Raw genomic sequence first — 21,492 nt, 5'->3', positions numbered from 1 at the left:
TTATCCCAACCATGAGAGGGCATAGTTACTGTCTACCTTTCTTAACTCTAGGCCTTGGAAATGGTGCATTAATTGAGCGGGGGAAGCTCGTTATTCGCAGGTCGATTTTGGGACTCTAACCGTTCGATGGTGCCCCCGTTTCCATCGACAAGCAGCAAATCTCCTGGAACGGCGGCCACGGAGTCTGGTGAAACCTCATTGTGCAAAATTGCAGGAAAAATGCGTTCGGGCACGTCGTCTTGGCGGATTCGGTAGACTCCTGCGGTTTCGTTCAACAGCCCGAAATTCATCGTGTTTTCGCGAATCTTCCAGATAAACGCGTTCCATGCTTCAATCTTCTTGGAATGAATGGTGGAGGCGATGAGGCGAGAATAGAACAAGGAGAACCCGATTCCCGCCAGACCAGCGAAAAATAGGCCATTTCCCCACAGGAAAGCCGTGCCGATTATTCCGACCACCACAGGCAATTTGGTTTTTCCGGTTTTGATGCGATGCTTGCCTGCGAAATCATAGGCTAGGAACACCAGAGGGAGCAGCAGGAGGGCCATGGTCAAAGCTCCGGGCAGTGAGTGCGTAGGGGAAGGGAGCTTGACGATTAAATCGAGGATGGTCAACGGGACGACGATTTTTTTGATGAAGCCTGCGCGCGACCTAGTCGCGCTGTCTTGCTGTTGAGGTATAGGAAGCTGAACGAATTGGATTCGCTGCATGGCACTGTCCATAGTTTCCTGTTTGTTGGCGTAGATTGGGAACATCTGTTTCCAGTCTTGCAGTTGCTGCATGTCGGCAGCGAACTCTAGCCCCTGGTTAGTCTTGTTGACCCACCCGATGAAGTTTTTCGCGTGTAAAGCACCGTTGGCTTCGGAGCGACATATGTTGGCCGCATTGCAGCGTTGCTCCAACTCATGGTGAAGGTTCATTGCCACTTGTGATGATTGGAGCTCGTAGAGATCAAGCTGGTCGAAACGTTCTTTGGCTGCAAAAACTCGACCTTCGTTTTTCAACTTTGTGATCAAATTGAGCTCAAAGGCGAGTTTGTCTGCGATGCGATTTCGCTTCTGTTCCGCAGATTCTACTGCTGAGAGCATCCCGCCCGTTCCGCGCAAGCGGTCCCCTTCACTGGTTTTAAGGCCCGCAGCCTGGAATTCATCGATGATTCGCCCTGGGAAAGAGGTGTGTCGGGCCTCTCGCACCTTAACAATGTGAAATGCGAGGACTAGGTCTCGAAGTTCTTTATCGGTTGCGACACTGCTTTCAATGAGTGAAACCGCTTCCTTTTCGGGCTGCTTTTGGCGGGCGTCGAAGAAGGCTCGTGCGGCTTGCAGCTCCGAAACCGCGACTGGGGGTGCGCCTTCGGGGGCTGCTTCGTAGGCGGAATACTTTAAATGCGGATTGTCAACCCATGCTTGCGGGCGAATCAGCTCAACAACATTTGAGACGCTTGTGGCTTCAATACGTCGCATGAGCTGAGGCTGCAAAGTGGCCACGAGCCTTACTTTTTCGGGCTGTAGAGAATTTAGAACCTTTTGCTTACTTGCGGCGCTAAGGCCCGTGCCTTCTAGTCGCTGCATGAGATCTTCGTGATCCACAGCGCCAATCCTGCTGTAGTGTTCGTAGATTTCCTGCACGGTGGAGGCCACTGACTGTTCTTCCAGCGCGCTAAGCTGCGGGAAGTACCAAAACCAGAAACTGGGGCTCGAGGGACGGTATTTGGGATCAGCCGTTTCGAGGGTGGATAGGCCTTTCAAAACCGCCTTTGCGACAGCCGACCAGCGTCCCTTGGTTAGCTGTTTGGAGACGGCGTTTTTCACCTCCGCAGTTCGCGATTCAAGGGCTGTGGCATCGGTGGTATTGCCTTGAAGCTGAAACAATTCGTGAAGCTGGGCTTTTATTAGGGCATCTTTGATCTGCTGGTCATTCCGCTTCTCGAGCGCCTCGGAGACTTGGCCCCAGTTGCCGCCGTGGCTAGAAGAGCTCAGGTATGCGTTGAGCTCTTTGGAATTGAAAGATTCAACAGAATTTGACACCTGCGCCCCTCGAATCACGTCGGAAGTTATTTCAGATTACATATCATTGCATACCGACGAGACACACGGTCATTGACGACTGAATTGGGCTTCTCAGCTGCGAAGCCTGACATGTCCACACACTTAGCGCAGCGAGCTAAACAGAGCTTCTGCGGCAGCGTCGTCCCACAAGATGACGCTGCCTACTTCTGTGTCCATGAACCCTCCTAAAGGCACTGTTTCGGTGTTGAGGCCGCCGCGCATGGCGATGGCGATGCGGGCAAGGTTCCACACGTGGTCGCTGGTGTTGACGGTGAACATCCTGGGCAGTGTCAGCACCAGCGGCACGAGGCGAAGCGGGTTGAGAAGGACGCCGGGGGAGACGATGGTGTTCATCAGCGCGCTGAGGAACTCACGTTGGCGCACGACGCGGTCGAGGTCACCTTGGGCGGTGGCGCGGGTGCGCACGTAGCCTAGTGCGGTGGGCCCGTCGAGTTTTTGGCAGCCGGGTTGGATGTTGAGGTTGGCTAGGGGGTCGTCGATGGCTTCGGTGACGCACATATCCACCCCGCCGACTGCGTCGACGACGCCAGCGAGGCCTCCCATGCCGATTTCGGCGTAGCGGTCGATGCGCAGGCCGGTGGATTGCTCGACGGTTAGCGCTAGCAGTTTCGGGCCGCCGTAGGAAAAGGCGGCGTTGATTTTGTCGAGGCCGTAGCCTGGGATGTTGACATAGGAGTCGCGGGGGATGGACACCAGGGTTGGTGTGCCGGTGCGCGGCAGGTGCAAAAGCATGACGGTGTCGGTGCGGGTGCTGCCGATGTCGCCGCCGGTGCCGAGTCTGTCGACGTCTTCCTGTGTCATTCCTTCGCGTGAGTCGGAGCCGACGAGCAGCCAATTGGTTCCGGCCGTGTTTGCGATGTGGGTGTCAGCTAGCGCGTCAATGCGGTTCAGGCGCATGTCGACGACGAGGACCATCGTGACAACGAGTGCAAGGACAAGGCTGAAGATTGCGGTGCAGCCGGGCGCTTTTCGACGCCTCCTGCGCGGCGGGGGAGGCGGCGGTTGGCGGCGCTTCGACACCCGCATCCTCGGTTGCGGGTACTGCTGTCGTGGAGGTGTACGGCGCGGGGTGTACTGCTGTCGTGGCCGCGCGGGTTGTGGCGCGGGCCGTAGCGTTTCGCGTTGCACGTGTGTCCCGCGGCGGCGCACTGGCCGGCCGTAGCGGTCGACGATGGGGGTGCCGTCTTTGCCCAGTACGTAATCCTCGAGGTTGTCCCGAGGGTCGTTCGAGTGTGGGGTATTTGGCATGGGGATCAGCCTAAACCACCCGGCTGAAAACGGGTGTTATAGCTTGAGCCAGCTCACGTCAAGGAAGTGGTAGCCAAGGTAGGCGGTGGCGTCAATGAGGAAGTGCCCCAGAACCAGCGGCCATACTTTGCCGGTTTTGTGGAAGTAGGTTGCGTACACCACCCCCATGACGATGTTGCCGAATCCGGCGGAAACGCCTTGATACAGGTGGTAGGTGCCGCGTAGTACCGCCGAGGCAGCGATGAATTTCGCCGGTGAATAGCCAAGCTGGCGCAAACGGGTGCATAGCCACATCACCACCACGATTTCCTCGGCAAAAGCGTTGGCTGCCGACCACAGCACAAGAGTTGGTAGGCGTGCGGCCTCGGTGGTTACAACGATCTCCTTGGTCCACCCGAAGTGCAGCGCGGCGATGTAGAGTACAAGACCTGGAATACCGATAACCGCGGCCAAAATGGCACCGTGCCACCAGTCTCCCAGATGTGGGCGGGGCAGGCTTTGGCCAAGCAAATACAAGGCGAGCGCGCCCCAAGCGATGAGGGTCAGGGCTGAGGTGGCTTGGAGGGCGAGGTCGAGCCAGGACAGGGTGGAGTGGGCGTCGTTAAGCGTCACGCTTTGTTCGTTTAGGGCCTGCGGTGAAAGCAGTGAGTCGACCAGCCGCAGGGCGGCGCGCACACCGGAGGTGCCAAAGGTCACCGCGAGAACAATGAGGATTTCGATGCGCAGCATCCGGCGAGTGGGCATGCGATAACTTTAAGCCATGACTCGCATCAGCTACCTGGGCCCAGCCGGAACGTTTACCGAGCAGGCGCTCATACAATTCGGCATTGAAGATGCTCAGCCGCTGCCCGTCGATTCGCCCGCTGCGGCGCTTAATGCGGTACGTGCAGGCGACGCGGACTACGCCGTCGCCGCGATCGAAAGCTCCGTCGACGGCACGGTGACCTCCACCTCCGATGCGCTGGTCGAGGCCCCTGGGGTGCAGATCTACGGCGAGACTGAACTCGATATCTCCTTTGCCATTATGACCCGACCAGGAGACACGCTCGGCAGCGCCGCCACAGTAGCCACCCACCCCGTTGCTTACCAGCAGGTCAAAAACTGGCTCGCCGAGAACATGCCGAACGCGACGTTGCTGCCCGCCGCCTCGAACGCGGCAGGCGCGCGGATGGTTGCAGAGGGCGAAGCCGACGCGGCTGCCGCGCCGCGCCGCGCCGCGGAACTGTTCGGGCTCTACGTCCACGCCGATGGGGTGGCCGACCTGGAGACTGCCCGCACCCGCTTTTTGCTGGTCGGGCCGAAAGGCGTGCCCACCGCGCGCACCGGCAACGACCGCACCTCTATCGTCTTTCAAACCCCCAACGAGCCGGGTACGCTCGTCGGCGTTCTCCAGGAATTTGCCTACCGTGGGGTGGACATGAGCCGGATCGAATCACGCCCGACCCGGAAGGTGCCCAATACTTACGACTTCCACGTCGACCTAGTAGGACACATCGACGACGTGCCGCTGGCCGAGGCGCTGCGGGCAGTTTACATGCGGACCTCGCAGCTGGTTTTCCTCGGCTCGTGGCCTCGCGCCCATGGCGAGGAAAGCCAGGTTGACCAGCGCCGACTCCGTGAAGCGTGGCAATGGCTTGAGCGTGCAAAGAAAGGGATGTAGATGCTGATTTTGCTGCGTCACGGCCAGACCTATTCCAACCTCGACCACAAGCTGGACACTCTTTTGCCCGGCGCTGAACTTACCGAGTTCGGTCGCGAACAGGCGCGTGAAGTCGGACGCGAGATCCTCAACGACTACGACGTCGACCGTGTGATTACCTCCGAAGCGCTGCGCGCCCGCCAAACGGGTGAGATCGGCTTTGGTGCCGCGTTCGCTGACATTCCCGCGGTGCCCGGCCTGCAGGAAGTAAACGCGGGCCGCTGGGAGATGATGAATAGCCGTGAGGCCCACGAGGCATACCTGAGGGCCTTTCGTGGCTTCTACCGCCGCGACCTTGCCTCGCACATTGAAAACGGCGACTCCCTCAGCGCTTTCCTCACCCGCTATAAGGCGGGACTAAATCCCTGGGTCGACCCGGAAAAAACGACCGTGGTGGTCAGCCACGGAGGGGCAATTCGAGCGTTTGCAGCCAACGCCTCGACAGTCGACCCAGGGTTTGCAGAAGCCTCCTACTTGCCCAATTGCTCTTACGTGGTGCTCAACCCCGTCGGCGAATTTGGGTCTTGGCAGGTGGAGAAGTGGGCGCGCTACCCGCTGCGCTAGCCCCACCCCAAGGCGTGCAGCTCGTCCTCATCGAAACCGAAATAGTGGCCCACCTCGTGAAAGACCGTGACCTTGACCTCCTCGCGCATTTCCTCCACCGAGGAGCAGAAGGCCTCAAATGCGTTTTTGTAAATAAATACCGCGTCCGGCAGGTAGCCCGAATGGTTGGAGTGCTGCTCGGTTAAAGGCACTCCCTCGAAAAGTCCGAGCAGCTCGGGATTGTCCTCGTTGAAGTCGCGGGCAAGCACAACAAGGTTGGTCATCGCGCGTGCGAAAAACTCCGGGATCTGATCGAGGGCGTCGTTGATCATGCCCTCAAACTCAGCGTCGCTGACAGGCGCAATCACGGCGCCGGTTCCAGATCCTCCCGCAACGGGAGACGCTCGGGACGCTCGGGCGGCGGGTTGCCGTCGATAAGCAAGCCCCCGCGGCCCTCGGTGGCTGAGCCGGTTAAGGTGGCGAAAGAGCCGTCGTTAGAAAAAACCAACGCACAGTTCACGCTGCGCGAACCCCCCTCCCAACTAGCTGCGGAAAGAGCCGTCCAAAAAGGCTGCAAGGAAAGCTGGTAGAGGTTTTCCTCCCCGCCGAGATAGTCGTGGGCGGCCGCGGTACACACATCACCCAGGTGCATATCCTGCTCCTCGACGCTGGGCGTGCGGCCTGGAAAGACCTCATTTAAGCTAACCTTCTTGGTAAACTCCAGCTGGTGCGGATCCGCGCAATCAACCACCGTGATGGAGTTGGCAGAATCGACAGCAGCGCACTCACCGACCGCCATGGTGCGCGCCTGATCCTGGGTAGCGGCCGCGCCCGTGGTCAAAGTCGGAGCCCCGGAAGCGTCGGTGACTTGCAGACCGCACAGCATGGTGCGGTCGCCGCGCGCCCAAGCATCCGCGGGCGGAAGAATGGAGGCCACGGAATAGCGCCCGTTCGGGTCGAGTACCCCGTTCATATAGCGCAAGGTGGCCGAACCGCACAGTTCCTCCCGTAGCTGGGCCTGCCTGGTCTGGTTCGGCGGCTGCGCATCGGGTCCGAATTCCGAGGAAGGGAAGGTGCCCAAATCCTCGCGTGTGGACACCTCGAAGCGGTGCTCGTTTTCACAAGCCGTCTGCTCGAAGCCGGACAGTGCCCCATCCGGGCCCACCTGCCAGGTCAAACAGGAACCAGCGTCGGCAGTGGTGAATGGGGCTACGGGTTGCACACCGTTGGAGGAGCCATCTCCACCGGGGGTGGCGGGTGCCGTCGCCGCTGAACCGTTCCCGCCGTTGCCGAAAAAAGCGGGGGAGTCAGACACAGCCGTGTACGTCGCAACGCCCACAGACCCCGCGAGCAGGGCGATGAGCGCAGCGCGTGTGCCGGTTGATGTGGAAGCCATGGACACCATTGTGCCTTATGGCGCTGGCAAGCTCGGTGCCGACGGTGTCACAGATGATCCGCCGAGCGGCCCACGCGGGTAGTTAAGCGGTAGCGATCAGTGCGGTAAACCGAGGAACACAGCTCCACGGCGTGATCGCCGCTTTTGGCGTAGCGCTGGATGTGCAACAGGGCGGAGCCGGGGGAGACGTCGAGAAGCTTCGCGTTGCCGGCAGTGGCCTCCACCGCGGTCACAGTCTGGTCGGCCTCGGTTATGCCCAACTCGTAATCCTGCTCCAGCAGCTCGTAGACGGAGTTGTAGACGTCGTTTTCCAAAAGGTCGGGCACGAGCTCACAGTTGTACCAGGCGTCGTCGATCGCATAAGGCTGCCCATCGCCCAAACGCAGCCGTCGCAGATGGATGTGTTGTACTTGCGCGTCGGTGCCGAAAAAGGCGGAGACATCGCCCGGTGGGGTGGCCCGGCCCGACAATAAAATCTTCGAGGAGGCCTTGACCTTTTGCGCTTTCATCTCATCGGAAAAACTTGCCAAGTGCAGGTGGCTGACCAAGGGGCTGGGCGCGACGAAGGTGCCCTTGCCGCGCACGCGGCGTAGCTTTCCGGCCGCTACAAGATCCCCGATCGCGCGGCGCACGGTGATACGGCTGACCCCATAGTTGTCCTCCAGCGAACGCTCCCCGGGGATGGGGTCGCCGGGGCGAAGCTCCTCGTCGCACATCCGTTCCAGGATGAGACGAAGCTGCGCGTGCTTTGGCACGGGCCCATCGGATATCAGCATGTGAACAATCTTAGCGCAACTGGTTATTACCAGCGCTGAGGCGGAGTGACACGCTAAAGTGGGGCGCGTGATTGATCTGAAATTTTTGCGCGAAAACCCCGAAGTGGCCCGCGAGTCTCAGCGGGCCCGCGGCGAGGATCCAGACCTCGTCGACCAGCTCCTCGCCGCCGACGAGACGCGCCGCTTAGCTATCCAAAAAGCCGACGAGCTGCGCGCCGAGCAAAAGGCATTCGGAAAGAAGATCGGCCAGGCCGCCCCGGAAGACCGCCCGGCGCTACTGGCAGGCTCCAATGAGCTCAAAGAGCGCGTCAAAACCGCCGAAGTCACACAGGCGGAAGCAGAGGAGAGGGTGCGGGAGCTGCAATACGCCCTGCCCAACATCACCGAAGGTGCGCCCGCCGGCGGCGAAGACGACTTCGTGGTCTTAGAGCACGTCGGTACGGTCCCGGAGTTCGACTTCGAGGTCAAAGATCACCTCGAACTCGGCGAATCTCTAGGGCTGATCGACATGAAACGCGGCACCAAAGTCGGCGGCGCCCGTTTCTACTACCTCACCGGCGACGGCGCCTGGCTGCAGCTCGGCATGATGATGCTCGCCGCCGAAAAAGCCCGAGAAGCAGGTTTTAAACTCATGGTCCCGCCGGTGCTGGTGCGCCCCGAGATTATGCGTGGCACCGGCTTTCTCGACGAGCACGACGAGGAGGTTTACTACCTTGAGCGCGACGACATGTACCTGGTGGGTACCTCCGAGGTCGCCTTGGCCGGCTACCACCGCGACGAAATCATCGACCTAGGTGATGGCCCGCTGCTCTACTCGGGCTGGTCGTCTTGCTTCCGCCGCGAAGCCGGCTCCTACGGCAAGGACACCCGGGGCATCGTGCGTGTTCACCAGTTCGACAAGTTGGAGATGTTCGCGTATTGCAAGCCGGAAGACGCGGCGGAAATCCACCAAAAGCTTCTGCAGATGGAGCGCGAGATGCTCTCCGCCGTTGAGGTGCCATACCGCATCATCGATATTGCCGCCGGTGACCTCGGCTCCTCCGCCGCCCGCAAGTTCGACACCGAGGCGTGGGTACCTTCCCAAAACACCTACCGTGAGCTGACCTCTACCTCGAACTGCACCACGTTCCAGGGCCGGCGCTTAAACACCCGCTACCGCGACGCCAACGGCAAGACCCAGACCGCCGCCACGCTCAACGGCACCCTGGCCACCACCCGCTGGCTAGTCGCCATCTTGGAAAACAACCAGCAGGCGGACGGCTCCGTCAAGGTGCCCGAAGCACTGCAAAGATTCGTTGGAAAGGAAGTGTTGATTCCCTCATGACTACCCTCGAGGGCCTATTCGTGGTCGAGCCCGGATATATCGCTCCACCGAACCACGCGGTGGAGATCGAGGACAGCTTTTACCAGCGCGTCATCGGCCTGATCAAACGCATCTTCAAAGCGCAAGGGACAGTGACCACCATCCACGGCACCGAGCATCTGCCGCAAGAAGGGGGGGCTCTCATCGCGGCGAACCACACCGGTTGGTTCGATTTCATCTTCGCCGGCATGGGGCCGCATGTCATGGGGCGGCGTTTGGTGCGCTTCATGGCCAAGAAGGAAGTGTTTGGTATTCCCGTTATTGGCTGGTTGATGCGCTCCATGCGCCACGTCGCCGTGGACCGCTCCGCCGGGGCCAGCAGCGTCGATGAAGCCGTCAACTTCCTGCAAAACGGCAGCCTTGTCGGCATCTTCCCGGAGGGCACCATCTCGCGTTCCTTTGAAATCAGAACCTTCAAAACTGGTGGCGCCCGCATCGCCCAACGCGCCGGCGTGCCCTTAATCCCGTGCGCGATCTGGGGCTCCCAGCGTATTTGGACCAAAGACATGCCGCCGCGCCTCGGTCGCACGCACACCCCGGTGATCATCCGTTACGGCGCCCCCGTGGATACCGCAGGCACACCTGAGGAAGTCACCGCACGCCTCGAAGACGCGATGGGGAAGTTACTGGAGGAAAATCGGCGGGAATATGAAGACAAGTTCGGCCCCTTCGCCGCGGGTGAGCGCTGGATGCCGCACTCGATGGGTGGCAGCGCGCCGTCAACGGAGGAGGCAGACGCGATCGCCGAGCAGCAAAAGCAGGCCCGCGCGCTAAAACAGCGGCAGAAGAAAGCCCGCGACTCCCAGAAGAAAAGGAAGAAAGCGAGCTAGAACATGGCCCCGCGCTTGATCGTCAGCGACATCGACGGCACGTTTCTCAACAGCAATGGCCGGGTGACGCCCCGTCTGCGCGACACGGTCATGCGTGCTGTGCGCTCCGGCACGCACTTTGCTTTCGCCACCGGGCGCCCTCACCGTTGGCTTCTGCCGGTGCTGGATCAGGTGCCTTTTACCCCGTTGTGTATCTGCGCTAATGGTGCGGTGGTCTACGACCCCGCAACCGACCGAATCATTCGTGCTTTCGAGCTGGAATCCGAGCTCATGAAAGAAGTTGTTGAGGCCGTTGAAAAGGTCATGGCCCCGCTCGGTGTGGTGTATGGCTTCGGCGTCGAGCGGGTGGGACAATCGGCGCTCGACCCGGAAAGCGAAGTTTTCCTCGTCACGAGGTCTTATAACCCGGACGCATGGGACACCCGCTTCGGTGTCGTCGACATCGCCGAGTTGATCAGTGTGCCCGCCGCGAAGCTTTTGGTGCGTTGCCCGCAGATGTATTCGGCGGAGATGTTTGACTTAATCGCCCCAGCTATTGACCCAACCGCCGCCCACGTGACGTATTCCATGGATGAGGGCCTCATTGAGATTTCGCCCCCGGGCGTGAACAAGGCCACGGGGGCGTCTATTTTGGCGGCGCATTACGGTGTGGGAGCCCACGAGGTCATTGCCTTCGGTGACATGCCCAATGACTGCGAGATGCTCGCTTGGTCCGGTTTGGGTGTGGCCATGGGCAACGCCGCGCCTATCGTGGCTGATGTTGCCGATTACGTCACGGCCTCTAACGATGAGGACGGAGTCGCTGCGGTTTTGGAGAAGTGGTTTCCGGCCTAAAACCTGTGGCCTTTTCCTACAATGAGGCGCATGCCCTACATTGCCGCCATTGATCAGGGAACTACCTCGACTCGCTTCATCGTCACCACCCTTGACGGGGAGGTGGTGACCCAATCCCAGTTCGAGCACGCACAGATTATGCCGCGCCAGGGCTGGGTGGAGCACGACCCGGTGGAGATCTGGCGCAACACCCGCCGAGCCATTGCGGCCGGGCTGGCGGAGAAGGACATTTTGGAAGGCGAGGTGGCGGCCTTAGGCATCACCAACCAGCGTGAGACGGCGGTGATTTGGGATAAGCGCACCGGTATCCCGATCTATAACGCGATTGTGTGGCAGGACACCCGCACCAACCACGACGGCGATCCCACCCGGCATCTGGAAAAGACGGGCCTGTTGCACAACTCCTACCCGGCTGGGCCGAAGTGGGCGTGGATCTTGGACAACGTCGACGGCGCTCGCGAGCGTGCGGCACGTGGGGAGCTAATCGCCGGGACGATGGACACGTGGCTGTTGTGGAACCTCACTGGCGGGGCGAAGGAGCCGGAGCACGCGGTGCACGTCACGGACGTAACCAATGCCAGCCGCACCCTGTTGATGGATTTGGAGACTTTTGAGTGGGATGACGGGTTGTGCGCCGAGATTGGTGTGCCGCGTCAGATTTTGCCGGAGATTCGGGCGTCGATAGGTGAGATCGCGCGGGTGCGTCCTCGCGGGCCTTTTGCTGATACCCCGATCACTGGTGTTTTAGGGGATCAGCAAGCGGCGCTGTTCGGGCAGGGCTGCCTCGCTAAAGGCGGGGCTAAGATGACCTATGGTACGGGCCTGTTTATGCTGCTTAACACGGGCAGCACCCCGCAGCGCAGCGAGCACGGCATGCTTACTACGGTGGCGTACCAAAAGGAGGGTGAAAAGCCGCTCTATGCCCTTGAAGGTTCGGTGGCGGTAGGCGGGTCTTTGATTCAGTGGCTGCGCGACCAACTAGGTATTCTCCGCACTGCGGCGCAGTCTGAGGAGCTGGCCGCCGAGGTAGAAGACAGCGCCGGAGTAGTTATTGTGCCTGCTTTTTCCGGGTTGTTTGCGCCACGGTGGCGCCCGGACGCGCGCGGCGTGATCACTGGTCTGACGCGCTTTGCGGACCGGCGTCACATTGTCCGCGCTGCGCTTGAGGCGACGTGTTTTCAAACTCGCGAGGTGGTGCGCGCGATGGAGCAGGACTCTGGCACCGCGATCACGCAGCTGCGTGTTGACGGCGGCATGACTGGCAACGACCTGCTCATGCAGATGCAAGCCGATCTTCTCGGTGCCCGCGTGACCCGCCCCGCCAACATTGAGACGACGGTGATGGGGGCGGCGTCGGCAGCCGCGATCGGTGCCGGGCTTGCCGACGCCCCCTTAAACCTCGGCAAGGAAACATCGTGGGACAGCACAATAGCCGGACCCGTGAGGGACCGGCTTGTTGCTGCGTGGAATGACGCCGTCGAGCGTTCCTATAACCTGAATTAAGCGGGCTTAGCTTTCGACGTCTATGTTGATGTGTTTGGTCAGCGGGTTGAAGCTGACGTGGCCGCCTTGGAAGTCGACTCGGACCAAGTCTTTGTCGGGGGAGTACAGCTCGGAGGTGGGCAGGCCGAGCGGGCCGCCGTCGAGGCCTTGTTGGAGCCAGGCGTTGGCCAGCTCACCGATGAGTGTGTAGATGTTGCCGTCGGCGTTTTTGATGGCGATGCCGTTTTCAAAAAAGGCGTAGCTGTTGCCGCCGACGCCGGCGGTGCCTGTGAGTTTGCCTAGCTGCGGCTCAAGCGTGGCCCAAGTGCTGGCGGCGTCGGTTTTGCCGGCGAAGCGCAGGATGGGGCCGATGTACGGGGTGAGTTTGTCCAGGGTCAGTCCTGGCACAAGCTCCACACCGCCGACGGTTTCGACGCCTTCGCCGAGCAGACCGTACTCTGCGGCGAAGAGGATGAGCACACCGGCGAGTGTGCCGGCGGCCATGGCGATGGCGATTGGGTCGCCGTCGGCTAAGCCAGCTAGGTTCAGGTTGTCGGAGCTGCCGTCGAGGGCAGTGGTGACTGTTGTTGTGGTGCCGTTGTTGCTGGGGTAGGTGGTGGTGAGTTTGTCGCCGGGCTGGTTGCCTGGCGTCGGAGCGGTTGGCGTGCCAGGGTTGTTTAGCACGCCGCCGGTTTTGACTTGGGCTGCTTTGGCTGCCGCGATGGTGCGGATGGTGCCCATCTGGTTGTAGAGGTTGTCGCCGGGGCAGGTGTTGTAGTGGAAGTCGCGGTGGGCGTTGATTGTGTTGAAATACGCCCCCTGGCCGGCTTTGTAGCGGCTGCCGTTGAAGGTGAAGTCGGCGGAAAAGTAGTCTTTTCCTAAGGGGTCGAAGCCTGCGACGGCTGCCTTCCACCCGATGATTTCGCCCATTGCGCGCAGGGCCTGTTGCGTCGGCTGTGCTTGCTGGTAGTTGCCAAGCATGGACACGCCCCATGTGTTTTGGTTGAAGCCGCCGACGTGTGCGCCTTGGACGGCTTTGTCCATTCCACCCGCGCGGCCTTCGTAGATGTTGCCGTACTTATCTACGAGGGCGTTGTAGCCGATGTCGCCCCAGCCGAGGGTGTTGGTGTGGTAGTTCCAGATGCCGCGGACGATGCCTGGTGCGGCGGATTCCGAGTAGTTGTTGGAACCGGCGGTGTGGTGAACTGTTGCCGCATTAACTGGGTCGGTGTAGGTGGGGCGTCTGCTTTGGCCTGCGCCCCATTGGGCGCGGGAGATCACCTTGGGCATTCCGCGGGTGTAAGAGTCGGCAACTGGGTTGATGTCGCCTTGCGCGGTGCCTTCACCGCCGTCGATGAAGATTGCGTCGAGGTCTTTGGCGGTGGTGGGGGATTCGGATTCGGTGCGTCCTCCTTCGAGCAGATCGACGTTGCCGGTGGAGACTTGGATTTTTGTTGTCGGCTCTACGTAGATCGGGTCGGTGCCGGACTTCTCTGCTTGAGGTACGGTTTCCGCTGGGTCCATTTCGAACCATTCGGACCAGGAACCGTTCTCGCGTTGGGCGCGTACGAAGGCGACGATGTCGCGTTCGCCGGTCCAGGTTAGGGCAAAGATGGAGAAGGGTGTGTCGCGGGTGAACTCTTTGACCACCCGGTTTTCCTCGCTGACGCCGCCTTGGGTTTGTACGGCAGCGTCCGGGATGGTTACGTCGGAGCCTGTGGCGAAGGACTCGGAGGCGGAGGCGATGTCCAGTGAGCCGTGTCCGATGGATTGGACGTGGAGGATGTGGTTTCCGGCTCCGGCGGTCACGGCAACGAGTGCTGCCGAGACTAGGGCGGCCACCACGGGTTTGACCCGAAGGGGTGACCTGGTGAGTCGTCGTCTTTGGTGCACGGTGGAAGCTCCTGTTGCGCTTGTTAAAACTGTTAATTACTGAGCAGTTTAGGGCAGAAATAAACCTAAAGGAAGCATTGAGACTTGAGGGTGTGTCGGGCGGGCCGGCACACCCGGGCGGATGTGAGAAAATGGGCCCATGACTTACGACCTCATCGTTGTTGGATCCGGGTTCTTCGGCCTCACCGTCGCCGAACGCGTAGCGAACGAACTGGGCAAACGCGTCCTCGTGGTAGAAAAACGCAACCACATCGGCGGCAACGCTTACTCAGAAAAGGACCCGGAGACGGGCATCGAGGTACATAAATACGGCGCGCACCTGTTCCACACCTCCAACGCCCGCGTGTGGGAGTACGTCAACCGCTTCACCGATTTCACGGACTATCAACACCGTGTCTTTGCCATGCACGACGGCACCGCCTACCAGTTCCCCATGGGCCTGGGGCTGATCAACCAGTTCTTCGGCCGCTACTTTTCGCCGGACGAGGCCAAGGCGCTTATCGAAGAGCAGCGCGAGGGCCGCGACCCGGCCGAGGCCACCAACTTGGAGGAGCGCGGCATCGCACTGATTGGCAAGCCGCTCTACGAGGCCTTTGTGAAGCACTACACCGCCAAGCAGTGGCAAACCGACCCGACCGAGCTGCCGCCGGAGATCATCTCGCGCCTGCCGGTGCGCTACACCTTCAACAACCGCTACTTCAACGACACCTGGGAGGGCCTGCCCGTCGACGGCTACACCGCGTGGCTGGAAAAGATGGCGGAACACGAGCTTATCGACGTCCACCTCGACACCGACTGGTTCGACGTGCGTGAGCAGTACGAAGGTATCCCGGTGGTCTACACCGGCGCCCTCGACCGCTACTTCGATTACTCGCAAGGCCGCTTGGGCTGGCGCACCCTCGACTTTGAAAAAGAAGTGCTAGACACCGGCGATTTCCAGGGCACCTCGGTGATGAACTACAACGATGCCGACGTTGCCTACACCCGCATCCACGAGTTCCGCCACTTCCACCCAGAGCGCGGCGAGTACCCGAAGGACAAGACGGTCATTGTCAAGGAATACTCCCGCTTCGCCGACGACGACGACGAGGTCTACTACCCCATCAACACCCCCGAGGATCGGGAGAAGCTGCTTGCTTATCGGCGCTTGGCCGCAGCCGAATCCCGCGACAAGGGCGTGCTTTTCGGCGGGCGCCTGGGCACCTACCAGTACCTAGACATGCACATGGCCATTGGTGCGGCGCTGTCCCTGTTCGACAACCACCTGCGCCCCCACTTTGAAAACGGTGCGCCGCTGGAGCAGCCGCGCGGGCACTAGGGTGTTGCGAGGCGAGTGCCAAAGTTTCGCGTTTCGCTTTCGCATTTCGCTTTTCGCGCAGTCGCCCAGCGCGAAAACAGCCGAGGGATTTTTACTGCCCAAATTCCTTCTTGTAGTGCGCGTCCCAGTCGTAGCTGTCGAAATCGCCCTGATTGTTGGGAATGCTCGGGTCGTCCGCCTCACCCACCTGGGTGAGGCCGAGATCGGGCGCGCTGCGGGAGGTGTCGGTTCCTTGCGCGCCGCGAATGAGCAAGACAGCCGCGGCAATCGAACAGAACACCGCTACGTAGACGGCGGTGGGGCCGTCGAGAAAGATGACCGAGAAGGCGGCGAGGATAAGCAGCGCACCGCCGGCGACGTAGTTGCTCATGCCCCGAGTATCCGGGTGCGGGGCGCGGGGCGCAACCAGGTAAGGGGTCCGCATGCAATGGCGGGGAGTTCAACGATTGCCACCAACTGTTGAGCTGCAAGGCTTTTCAGCAAGGAGTAAAGCCCAGGGGCGCACAAATCCTGCTGGCCGGGCACACCGCCCTGAAAGCCCCGGATGTCGGGGGCGGTTGGGGAGGCGTCGACAAGCTAAGGCGCGCATGCTTGTCAACGCCCGCACCGCGCGCAGCAGCGCAACCTTCGGTGCGAAACGCCTACGCCTTGTCGCGTCGAGGTGAGGGTTCGCGCCCCACGGACGCTACTGTCTAAGGGAGTAGACACGATACGCCTATCCCGAAAGAGAGATCTGTGAACGCCGAACCAGCAGTCGAGGTGCTGCAGCGCATTCTCATGCCCCGCAAGGGCGAACCGCACGACGTCCGGATGCTTTACCTGATTGAGGCGGAGCAGAACAAGGCGCGCCTGAGCTGGCCAGACCGCACCCGGCTGAGCATCCCGGCGGGCGCCGAGGTGTCCTTCCAGACCTACTTCAACGCCTTCCCGGCATCCTACTGGCGCCGCTGGTCGCAACTCGACCGCGTCATCCTCTCCCTCGACGTCGAAGGAGAGGCCACCATCTCCGTCTACCGCTCCAAGCACGACGGCGTGCGCATCTGCGTGGTCAGCGTGGAGGCGCGCGACGAGCACATCGAAATCCCCCTCGAACTGCGCAACTTCGAGGACGGCGGCTGGCTGTGGTTCGACATCACCGCCGAAACAGAGGTAGCGGTGCGGGGCGCCGGTTGGTGCGCCGACCGGCTGCCGCAGCCCCAGACCATGCCCGACGGCACCCAAGTCGGGCCCTTCCCGAAGGAAGTGGCGGTAGGCATTCCCACCTTCAACCGTCCACGCGACGCGGTCAACGCGCTGCACGCCCTGTCCGAGGACCCAGTCGTGCTCGAGGCGATCACTAGCGTCCTAATGCCCGACCAGGGCAACCAACACCCCGCCGATGAGACGGACTTCACCGCCGCAGAAGCCAAGCTTGACGGCAAGCTGCGCATGTTTTCCCAAGGCAACCTCGGCGGCTCCGGCGGGTACTCGCGCATCATGTACGAGGCTGTCAACAACACCGACGCCCCCTACATCCTCTACATGGACGACGACATCGCCATCGAACCCGACTCCATCCTGCGCGCCGTCCAAGCCGCCCGCTACGCCAAAAGCCCCATCCTGGTCGGCGGGCAAATGCTCAACCTGCAAGACCGCGCCCAGCTGCGCACCACCGGCGAGGCGGTCGACCCGCACACCTTCATGTGGGGCGCGGCCCCCCACGCGGTCTATGACCACGACTTCGCCACCTACCCGCTGGGCTACCTCGGCAGCGAACAAGAGGAGCTGGATCCGCGTAAAACCACCTCGCGTGCGCTGCACCGCCGCATCGACGTGGACTACAACGGCTGGTGGATGAACCTCTTCCCGCGCGTCGTCGCCGAGAAGCTCGGCCTGCCTTTGCCGCTGTTTATCAAGTGGGACGACACCGAGTACGCCCTTCGCGCCAAGGCGGCGGGCTTTCCCACGGTGACCTGGCCCGGCATTGCCATCTGGCACATGGCCTGGGCCGACAAGGACGACGCCATTGATTGGCAGGCCTACTTCCACCTGCGCAACCGCCTCATCGTCGCGGCGATGTACCACGAGGGCGAAAACCCAGATGGCATTTTGAAGAACATGCTGAAGTCCACCTACAAGCACATCATGTGCATGGAGTACTCCACCATGGCCATTCAGATCGAGGCCATGAAGGACTTCCTGGCCGGCCCCGAGCAGCTTTTCGACGTCCTCGAGTCGAGCCTGCCGCGCATCCAAAACGTCCGCAAGGATTACTCCGACGCCCAGGTCATTTCCTCTGCCGCCGAACTGCCCGCGCCCACCGGCGCGCCGGGCGTGCCCACAGCCAATATCGGCGGCCGTTTGGCCAAGGTGAAAAAGATCCCGTGGGCTGTCAAAGCGTTGCGCCACCAGATGCGCACCGAGGACCGCGCGCATTGGCAGGCTCCGCAGCTCAACTTGACGGCGGAGGAAGCCCGCTGGTTTACCTTGGCGCGCGTGGATTCGGCGACCGTTGCCACCGCAGGTGGCACGGGGGTGGTGTTTCGCAAGCGTGACAAAGAGCTGGCCGATAGCCTGCTGAAGCAAACCAAGCGGCTGCACAAGGACATCGCCGAGCGGTGGCCGCAGCTCAAGCGCGAATACCGCGCGGCGTTGCCGGAGCTGACCAGCCACGATAACTGGGGGAAGATCTTTGATGAGCAAGCGTGAAGCCGACCTGCTTGTTGAGGTGCAGTCGCGGGCCTTTGCGCCGGGAGTGCTGAAGCTGGCACGCGGTTTGAGCCACTTCGGGGAGCACGACCTGGGCTGGCTTGTAGTGGCCAGCGTCGGCATGGCTACCGACGCCAAACGTCGGCGTCAATGGGCTGCGCTGGGGGCCGGTACTTTTGCTGCCCACGCCGCCTCGGTGGTGATCAAGCGCATAGTGCGCCGACCGCGCCCGAGCGACCCGCGCGTCCAAATCGGCGCGAAAACACCCTCCCAACTGAGCTTTCCTTCCTCGCACGCGACGAACACAGCCGCGGCCGCAGTGCACCTCGCCGACATCACGGGATCGAAGGTGCCGTATGTCGCAATCCCCGTCATGATGCTTTCGCGTATGGTGCTTGGCGTGCATTACCCGACTGACACCCTCGCGGGTGCTCTCCTCGGCGCGGGTGTTGCCTCAGCAACTATCAAGGCGGAGAAGGAGACGCGGTGAGAAAAACGCACGAGCCCTTGCTCAAATCGGAGCCACATACCGAGGGAGTCGACTACTCCCGGAAGAAAACGCCACCGAAGAACCTGCCGGACGCGATCCTGAAGGGTTTGCGCCCGAAGCAATGGGTAAAAAACGTCCTGGTGCTCGCGGCGCCCCTCGCGGCGGGCATGGACGCCTTCACCTCCCGCACGCTTTTGGATGTCGCTTTGGCGTTCATTGTTTTCTGTTTAGGTGCTTCGTCGATCTATCTGGTCAACGACGCCCGCGATGTGGAGTCCGACCGTGAGCACCCGACGAAGCGGTATCGCCCAATCGCCTCGGGCATGTTGCCGATTAAGCTGGCCTACGCCATGGCGGTGGCACTCATTGCTGCGGCGGTAGGGATTTCTCTGCTCGCCAGCGACGGCGTCGCCTTGGCCACGGTCATCGCTATCTACATCGTTTTGCAGTTGGGTTACTGCTTCGGCTGGAAGCACATCCCGGTCATTGACATTGCCCTGGTGTCTTCCGGTTTCATGTTGCGCGCCATGGCTGGCGGCGTCGCCGCCGACATCGAGCTGTCCCAATGGTTCCTTTTGGTTGCGGCTTTCGGCTCCCTGTTTATGGCCTCCGGCAAGCGCTATGCCGAGATGCTTCTGGCGCAGGAAACCGGCGCGAAGATCCGCAAGGCGCTGGAGGGCTACACCCCCACCTATCTGCGTTTCGTGTGGACGCTTTCGGCCACAGCCGTGGTCATGTCCTACGCCCTGTGGGGTTTCCAACTGTCATCTTCCGTGGTCGGTCCGGCCAGCGTGTGGTACCAGATATCGATGGTGCCTTTCGTCATTGCCATCCTGCGCTACGCCGCGAAGGTCGACGGTGGACACGGTGGTGCACCGGAGGAAGTTGCGCTCGAGGACCGTATTCTTCAGGTGCTTGCGCTGCTGTGGATTTTCTGCATTGTCATGGCGGTGTATGTTGTTCCGCTGCTGACCCAGTAGACTCACCCCGGTGAAGATCAACGCCCGTTTTTCCCTGCTGTTTTCTGCGGTTTTCGCGGGCGTTTTCGCTTTTGTGGGCGGTTGGCAACGCCGCTGGATCAGCGATGACGGCCTGATCGTTTTGCGGACGGTGCGCAACCTGCTTGCCGGCAATGGCCCCGTCTTTAATGTTGGCGAGCGCGTGGAGGCAAACACTTCCACTCTTTGGCAGTATGTGATCACGATAGTCGGGGCGGTATCGAACGCCAGGTTGGAAAACGTCGCCATGTGGCTTGCCCTTGTGTTTGCCACGGGCGGGGCGCTGCTTGCCACGCTGGCCAGCGGGCGGTTTTGGAACCGCTTTTCCGCTGCACCTGTTCACATTTTGCCCTTCGGCGCCATCATTTATTTTGCGCTTCCCCCGGCCCGCGACTTTTCCACCTCCGGTTTGGAGTGGGGTTTATGTGTTTTTTGGTTGGGGCTCTGGTGGGCTCTCCTGGTGGGGTGGGCGCTGCCAGCGGGGAAGCGTTCCTTGCCTGCTGTTGGCTATTGGTTGGCGTTTTGGGCGGGCCTGTCGTGGCTGGTGCGCCCGGAGTTCGCCTTGTACGGCGGGGTGACCGGCATTGTTTTGCTGGCCGCTAACCCGCGCAAGGCGGCAGGTATTCTCGCGGCGGCTTTGCCGGTGCCGGTGGGCTACCAAGTTTTCCGGATGGGCTATTACGGTCTGCTCACGCCGCACACGGCGGTTGCCAAGTCTGCCGCTGATTCCGAGTGGGCGCAGGGCTTCGGGTACTTGAAGGATTTCGTGGGGCCTTACGCGCTGTGGTTGCCGGTTCTCGTGGCGGTGGCGTTGGGGCTGTGGTTGCTTCACGACGCCTACGGGCGCGAGGCGGCCATCGTTTTGCTTGTTGTCGGCTGCGCGCTGGTTCACGTGCTGTACGTGCTGCGTGTCGGTGGCGATTTTATGCATGGGCGGATGCTGCTTCTGCCACTGTTTGCTCTGCTTCTTCCCGTCATGGCGCTGCCTGCACGCCCGCTGACTGTTGTGGCGTTCGTGGGGTGTTTGTTGTGGGCTGGCGTGGTGATTCAGCGGGCTCACCCGTTGGAGGAGGATTTGACGTCGGCAAGCGCAAACACGTTGGGGATCGTCGATGAGCGCGAGTTTTGGACGATGGCTACCTTGCGTCAACCGGGCGACCCGCCGCGCTACGCCGAGGATTTTTTGACCACCAAACTTATGTCCGACTGGGCTGAGGTATTGCCGCAGGCCGAGGCGGCTGACGCGGCGCAGATGGCGTTGGCGCGCATCCAGGAAGATCCGGAGATGTATCGCTGGTATTACCGCGACCGTGTGCCGGGCACGGTTGCGGAGACGGACTTGCAGAATTTCTTGCTGTCGGTGTACTTAATCAACCTGGGGATGACCGGGATGAATTCGGATTTGGATGTGCGCATCCTCGACACCGTTGGTTTGGCGACCCCGCTTGCTGCGCGCATGCCGCGTGACCCGGAAGGCCGCATTGGTCACGACAAGTATTTGGAACCGGAGTGGCAGGTCGCGGACACGGCGACGGACATCGATAAGCTTCCCGAGTGGTTCGACACGCAGAAAACTCTCCAGGCGCGCGCTGCGCTGCGCTCCCCGGAAATCGCGGAGCTTTTGGCTTCGTCCCGCGAGCCGATGTCGTGGTCTCGTTTTGTTAGAAATTTCGCGTTCGCTCTCGGGCCGGGACGCACGCTGCAGCTTTCCGACGACCCCTCGATCTACCTTTCCGAGGACACCCTCCGTCGCATTTCGGCGGGCGAGGATGTCGGCCAGCGCGGAGCCCAGGTTGCATGGCCGACTAATTGACGTTGAGTAACGCAAAGCGAGTGGCGTGAGATACAACAAATTGATAACGTAA

At 61.2% G+C, this 21,492-nt stretch carries 19 protein-coding genes; 11 read left to right on the top strand and 8 right to left on the bottom strand.

Annotated elements, in window-relative coordinates:
* Positions 1-68 precede the first annotated feature (68 nt).
* The 3 genes from VLL26_RS08090 to VLL26_RS08080 all read right to left on the bottom strand — a co-directional run bounded on the left by VLL26_RS08090 (position 69) and on the right by VLL26_RS08080 (position 4,061).
* Complete coding sequence (locus VLL26_RS08090) at positions 69-2,027, bottom strand: hypothetical protein (protein ID WP_342318592.1); 1,959 nt, start codon at positions 2,025-2,027, stop codon at positions 69-71.
* Positions 2,028-2,150: 123 nt separating this feature from the next.
* Positions 2,151-3,317, bottom strand: a complete 1,167-nt coding sequence (locus VLL26_RS08085; RefSeq protein WP_342318591.1) for an LCP family protein — start codon at positions 3,315-3,317, stop codon at positions 2,151-2,153.
* Between the two features lie 36 nt (positions 3,318-3,353).
* Positions 3,354-4,061, bottom strand: coding sequence for a CPBP family intramembrane glutamic endopeptidase (locus tag VLL26_RS08080; RefSeq protein WP_342318590.1), 708 nt, complete (start codon positions 4,059-4,061; stop codon positions 3,354-3,356).
* 16 nt (positions 4,062-4,077) lie between these two features.
* On the opposite strand from VLL26_RS08080, the gene pheA reads away from it, so the two are divergent.
* Both pheA and VLL26_RS08070 read left to right on the top strand, forming a co-directional pair.
* A complete protein-coding gene (gene pheA / locus VLL26_RS08075) occupies positions 4,078-4,977 on the top strand; it encodes a prephenate dehydratase (RefSeq protein ID WP_342318589.1) in 900 nt (299 codons plus the stop codon).
* On the top strand, positions 4,978-5,580 hold the full coding sequence (locus VLL26_RS08070) for a histidine phosphatase family protein (RefSeq protein ID WP_342318588.1): 603 nt from the start codon (positions 4,978-4,980) through the stop codon (positions 5,578-5,580).
* Here VLL26_RS08070 and VLL26_RS08065 read toward each other — a convergent pair.
* From VLL26_RS08065 to VLL26_RS08055, 3 genes are read right to left on the bottom strand one after another with little or no spacing between them, the layout of a single operon-like run.
* Positions 5,577-5,924 carry a metallopeptidase family protein gene (locus tag VLL26_RS08065; RefSeq protein ID WP_342320183.1) on the bottom strand — a complete coding sequence of 116 codons (348 nt, stop codon included), beginning with the start codon at positions 5,922-5,924 and terminating at the stop codon, positions 5,577-5,579. The two genes, VLL26_RS08070 and VLL26_RS08065, sit on opposite strands and share 4 nt — an antisense overlap.
* On the bottom strand, positions 5,924-6,955 hold the full coding sequence (locus tag VLL26_RS08060) for a septum formation family protein (RefSeq protein ID WP_342318587.1): 1,032 nt from the start codon (positions 6,953-6,955) through the stop codon (positions 5,924-5,926). Before VLL26_RS08060 ends, VLL26_RS08065 begins: the two co-directional genes overlap by 1 nt.
* 47 nt (positions 6,956-7,002) lie before the next feature.
* The gene (locus VLL26_RS08055; RefSeq protein WP_342318586.1) at positions 7,003-7,731 is read right to left on the bottom strand and encodes a GntR family transcriptional regulator; all 729 of its coding nucleotides are present in this window, start codon (positions 7,729-7,731) and stop codon (positions 7,003-7,005) included.
* A 67-nt stretch (positions 7,732-7,798) separates the two neighbouring features.
* Between VLL26_RS08055 and serS the strand changes: the two genes are divergently transcribed.
* Genes serS through glpK form a run of 4 tightly spaced genes read left to right on the top strand, consistent with a single transcriptional unit; the run spans position 7,799 to position 12,261 of the window.
* Positions 7,799-9,055, top strand: a complete 1,257-nt coding sequence (gene serS, locus VLL26_RS08050; RefSeq protein ID WP_342318585.1) for a serine--tRNA ligase — start codon at positions 7,799-7,801, stop codon at positions 9,053-9,055.
* Positions 9,052-9,924: a lysophospholipid acyltransferase family protein gene (locus tag VLL26_RS08045; RefSeq protein WP_342318584.1), complete on the top strand. Its 873-nt coding sequence runs from the start codon at positions 9,052-9,054 to the stop codon at positions 9,922-9,924. Before serS ends, VLL26_RS08045 begins: the two co-directional genes overlap by 4 nt.
* Before the next feature lie 3 nt (positions 9,925-9,927).
* On the top strand, positions 9,928-10,758 hold the full coding sequence (locus VLL26_RS08040) for a Cof-type HAD-IIB family hydrolase (RefSeq protein ID WP_342318583.1): 831 nt from the start codon (positions 9,928-9,930) through the stop codon (positions 10,756-10,758).
* Positions 10,759-10,788: 30 nt separating this feature from the next.
* Positions 10,789-12,261, top strand: coding sequence for a glycerol kinase GlpK (gene glpK / locus VLL26_RS08035; protein ID WP_342318582.1), 1,473 nt, complete (start codon positions 10,789-10,791; stop codon positions 12,259-12,261).
* A gap of 6 nt (positions 12,262-12,267) precedes the next feature.
* Here the strand turns inward: glpK and VLL26_RS08030 are convergent, their stop codons facing one another.
* Positions 12,268-14,085 (bottom strand): N-acetylmuramoyl-L-alanine amidase, encoded by a 1,818-nt coding sequence (locus tag VLL26_RS08030; RefSeq protein ID WP_342318581.1) that lies wholly within the window; start codon positions 14,083-14,085, stop codon positions 12,268-12,270.
* Positions 14,086-14,272: 187 nt separating this feature from the next.
* Between VLL26_RS08030 and glf the strand changes: the two genes are divergently transcribed.
* The gene (gene glf, locus VLL26_RS08025; protein WP_342318580.1) at positions 14,273-15,451 is read left to right on the top strand and encodes a UDP-galactopyranose mutase; all 1,179 of its coding nucleotides are present in this window, start codon (positions 14,273-14,275) and stop codon (positions 15,449-15,451) included.
* Positions 15,452-15,542: 91 nt separating this feature from the next.
* Here the strand turns inward: glf and VLL26_RS08020 are convergent, their stop codons facing one another.
* Positions 15,543-15,875 carry a hypothetical protein gene (locus tag VLL26_RS08020; protein ID WP_342318579.1) on the bottom strand — a complete coding sequence of 111 codons (333 nt, stop codon included), beginning with the start codon at positions 15,873-15,875 and terminating at the stop codon, positions 15,543-15,545.
* A 311-nt stretch (positions 15,876-16,186) separates the two neighbouring features.
* Between VLL26_RS08020 and VLL26_RS08015 the strand changes: the two genes are divergently transcribed.
* Genes VLL26_RS08015 through VLL26_RS08000 form a run of 4 tightly spaced genes read left to right on the top strand, consistent with a single transcriptional unit; the run spans position 16,187 to position 21,440 of the window.
* Positions 16,187-18,139 (top strand): glycosyltransferase, encoded by a 1,953-nt coding sequence (locus tag VLL26_RS08015; RefSeq protein ID WP_342318578.1) that lies wholly within the window; start codon positions 16,187-16,189, stop codon positions 18,137-18,139.
* Positions 18,126-18,629, top strand: coding sequence for a phosphatase PAP2 family protein (locus VLL26_RS08010; RefSeq protein WP_342318577.1), 504 nt, complete (start codon positions 18,126-18,128; stop codon positions 18,627-18,629). Before VLL26_RS08015 ends, VLL26_RS08010 begins: the two co-directional genes overlap by 14 nt.
* Positions 18,626-19,609: a decaprenyl-phosphate phosphoribosyltransferase gene (locus VLL26_RS08005; RefSeq protein WP_342318576.1), complete on the top strand. Its 984-nt coding sequence runs from the start codon at positions 18,626-18,628 to the stop codon at positions 19,607-19,609. The genes VLL26_RS08010 and VLL26_RS08005 overlap by 4 nt, the downstream gene beginning before the upstream one ends.
* Positions 19,610-19,619: 10 nt before the next feature.
* Complete coding sequence (locus VLL26_RS08000; RefSeq protein WP_342318575.1) at positions 19,620-21,440, top strand: hypothetical protein; 1,821 nt, start codon at positions 19,620-19,622, stop codon at positions 21,438-21,440.
* The last annotated feature ends 52 nt before the right edge of the window (positions 21,441-21,492 follow it).

The sequence above is a fragment of the Corynebacterium sp. BD556 genome, assembly GCF_038452275.1.
Classification (GTDB): domain Bacteria; phylum Actinomycetota; class Actinomycetes; order Mycobacteriales; family Mycobacteriaceae; genus Corynebacterium; species Corynebacterium mayonis.
The sequence above is the reverse complement of the archived record's forward strand: the minus strand, read 5'-3'. Positions and strand labels throughout refer to the sequence as shown.

Excerpts from the sequence above, each read along its gene's own strand:
- VLL26_RS08080 (WP_342318590.1), bottom strand. The coding sequence starts at position 4,061 with ATGCCCACTCGCCGGATGCTGCGCATCGAAATCCTCATTGTTCTCGCG.
- VLL26_RS08085 (WP_342318591.1), bottom strand. The coding sequence starts at position 3,317 with ATGCCAAATACCCCACACTCGAACGACCCTCGGGACAACCTCGAGGAT.
- VLL26_RS08040 (WP_342318583.1), top strand. The coding sequence starts at position 9,928 with ATGGCCCCGCGCTTGATCGTCAGCGACATCGACGGCACGTTTCTCAAC.
- VLL26_RS08045 (WP_342318584.1), top strand. The coding sequence starts at position 9,052 with ATGACTACCCTCGAGGGCCTATTCGTGGTCGAGCCCGGATATATCGCT.
- pheA (WP_342318589.1), top strand. The coding sequence starts at position 4,078 with ATGACTCGCATCAGCTACCTGGGCCCAGCCGGAACGTTTACCGAGCAG.
- VLL26_RS08060 (WP_342318587.1), bottom strand. The coding sequence starts at position 6,955 with ATGGCTTCCACATCAACCGGCACACGCGCTGCGCTCATCGCCCTGCTC.
- VLL26_RS08055 (WP_342318586.1), bottom strand. The coding sequence starts at position 7,731 with ATGCTGATATCCGATGGGCCCGTGCCAAAGCACGCGCAGCTTCGTCTC.
- VLL26_RS08020 (WP_342318579.1), bottom strand. The coding sequence starts at position 15,875 with ATGCGGACCCCTTACCTGGTTGCGCCCCGCGCCCCGCACCCGGATACT.
- VLL26_RS08010 (WP_342318577.1), top strand. The coding sequence starts at position 18,126 with ATGAGCAAGCGTGAAGCCGACCTGCTTGTTGAGGTGCAGTCGCGGGCC.
- glpK (WP_342318582.1), top strand. The coding sequence starts at position 10,789 with ATGCCCTACATTGCCGCCATTGATCAGGGAACTACCTCGACTCGCTTC.
- VLL26_RS08070 (WP_342318588.1), top strand. The coding sequence starts at position 4,978 with ATGCTGATTTTGCTGCGTCACGGCCAGACCTATTCCAACCTCGACCAC.
- glf (WP_342318580.1), top strand. The coding sequence starts at position 14,273 with ATGACTTACGACCTCATCGTTGTTGGATCCGGGTTCTTCGGCCTCACC.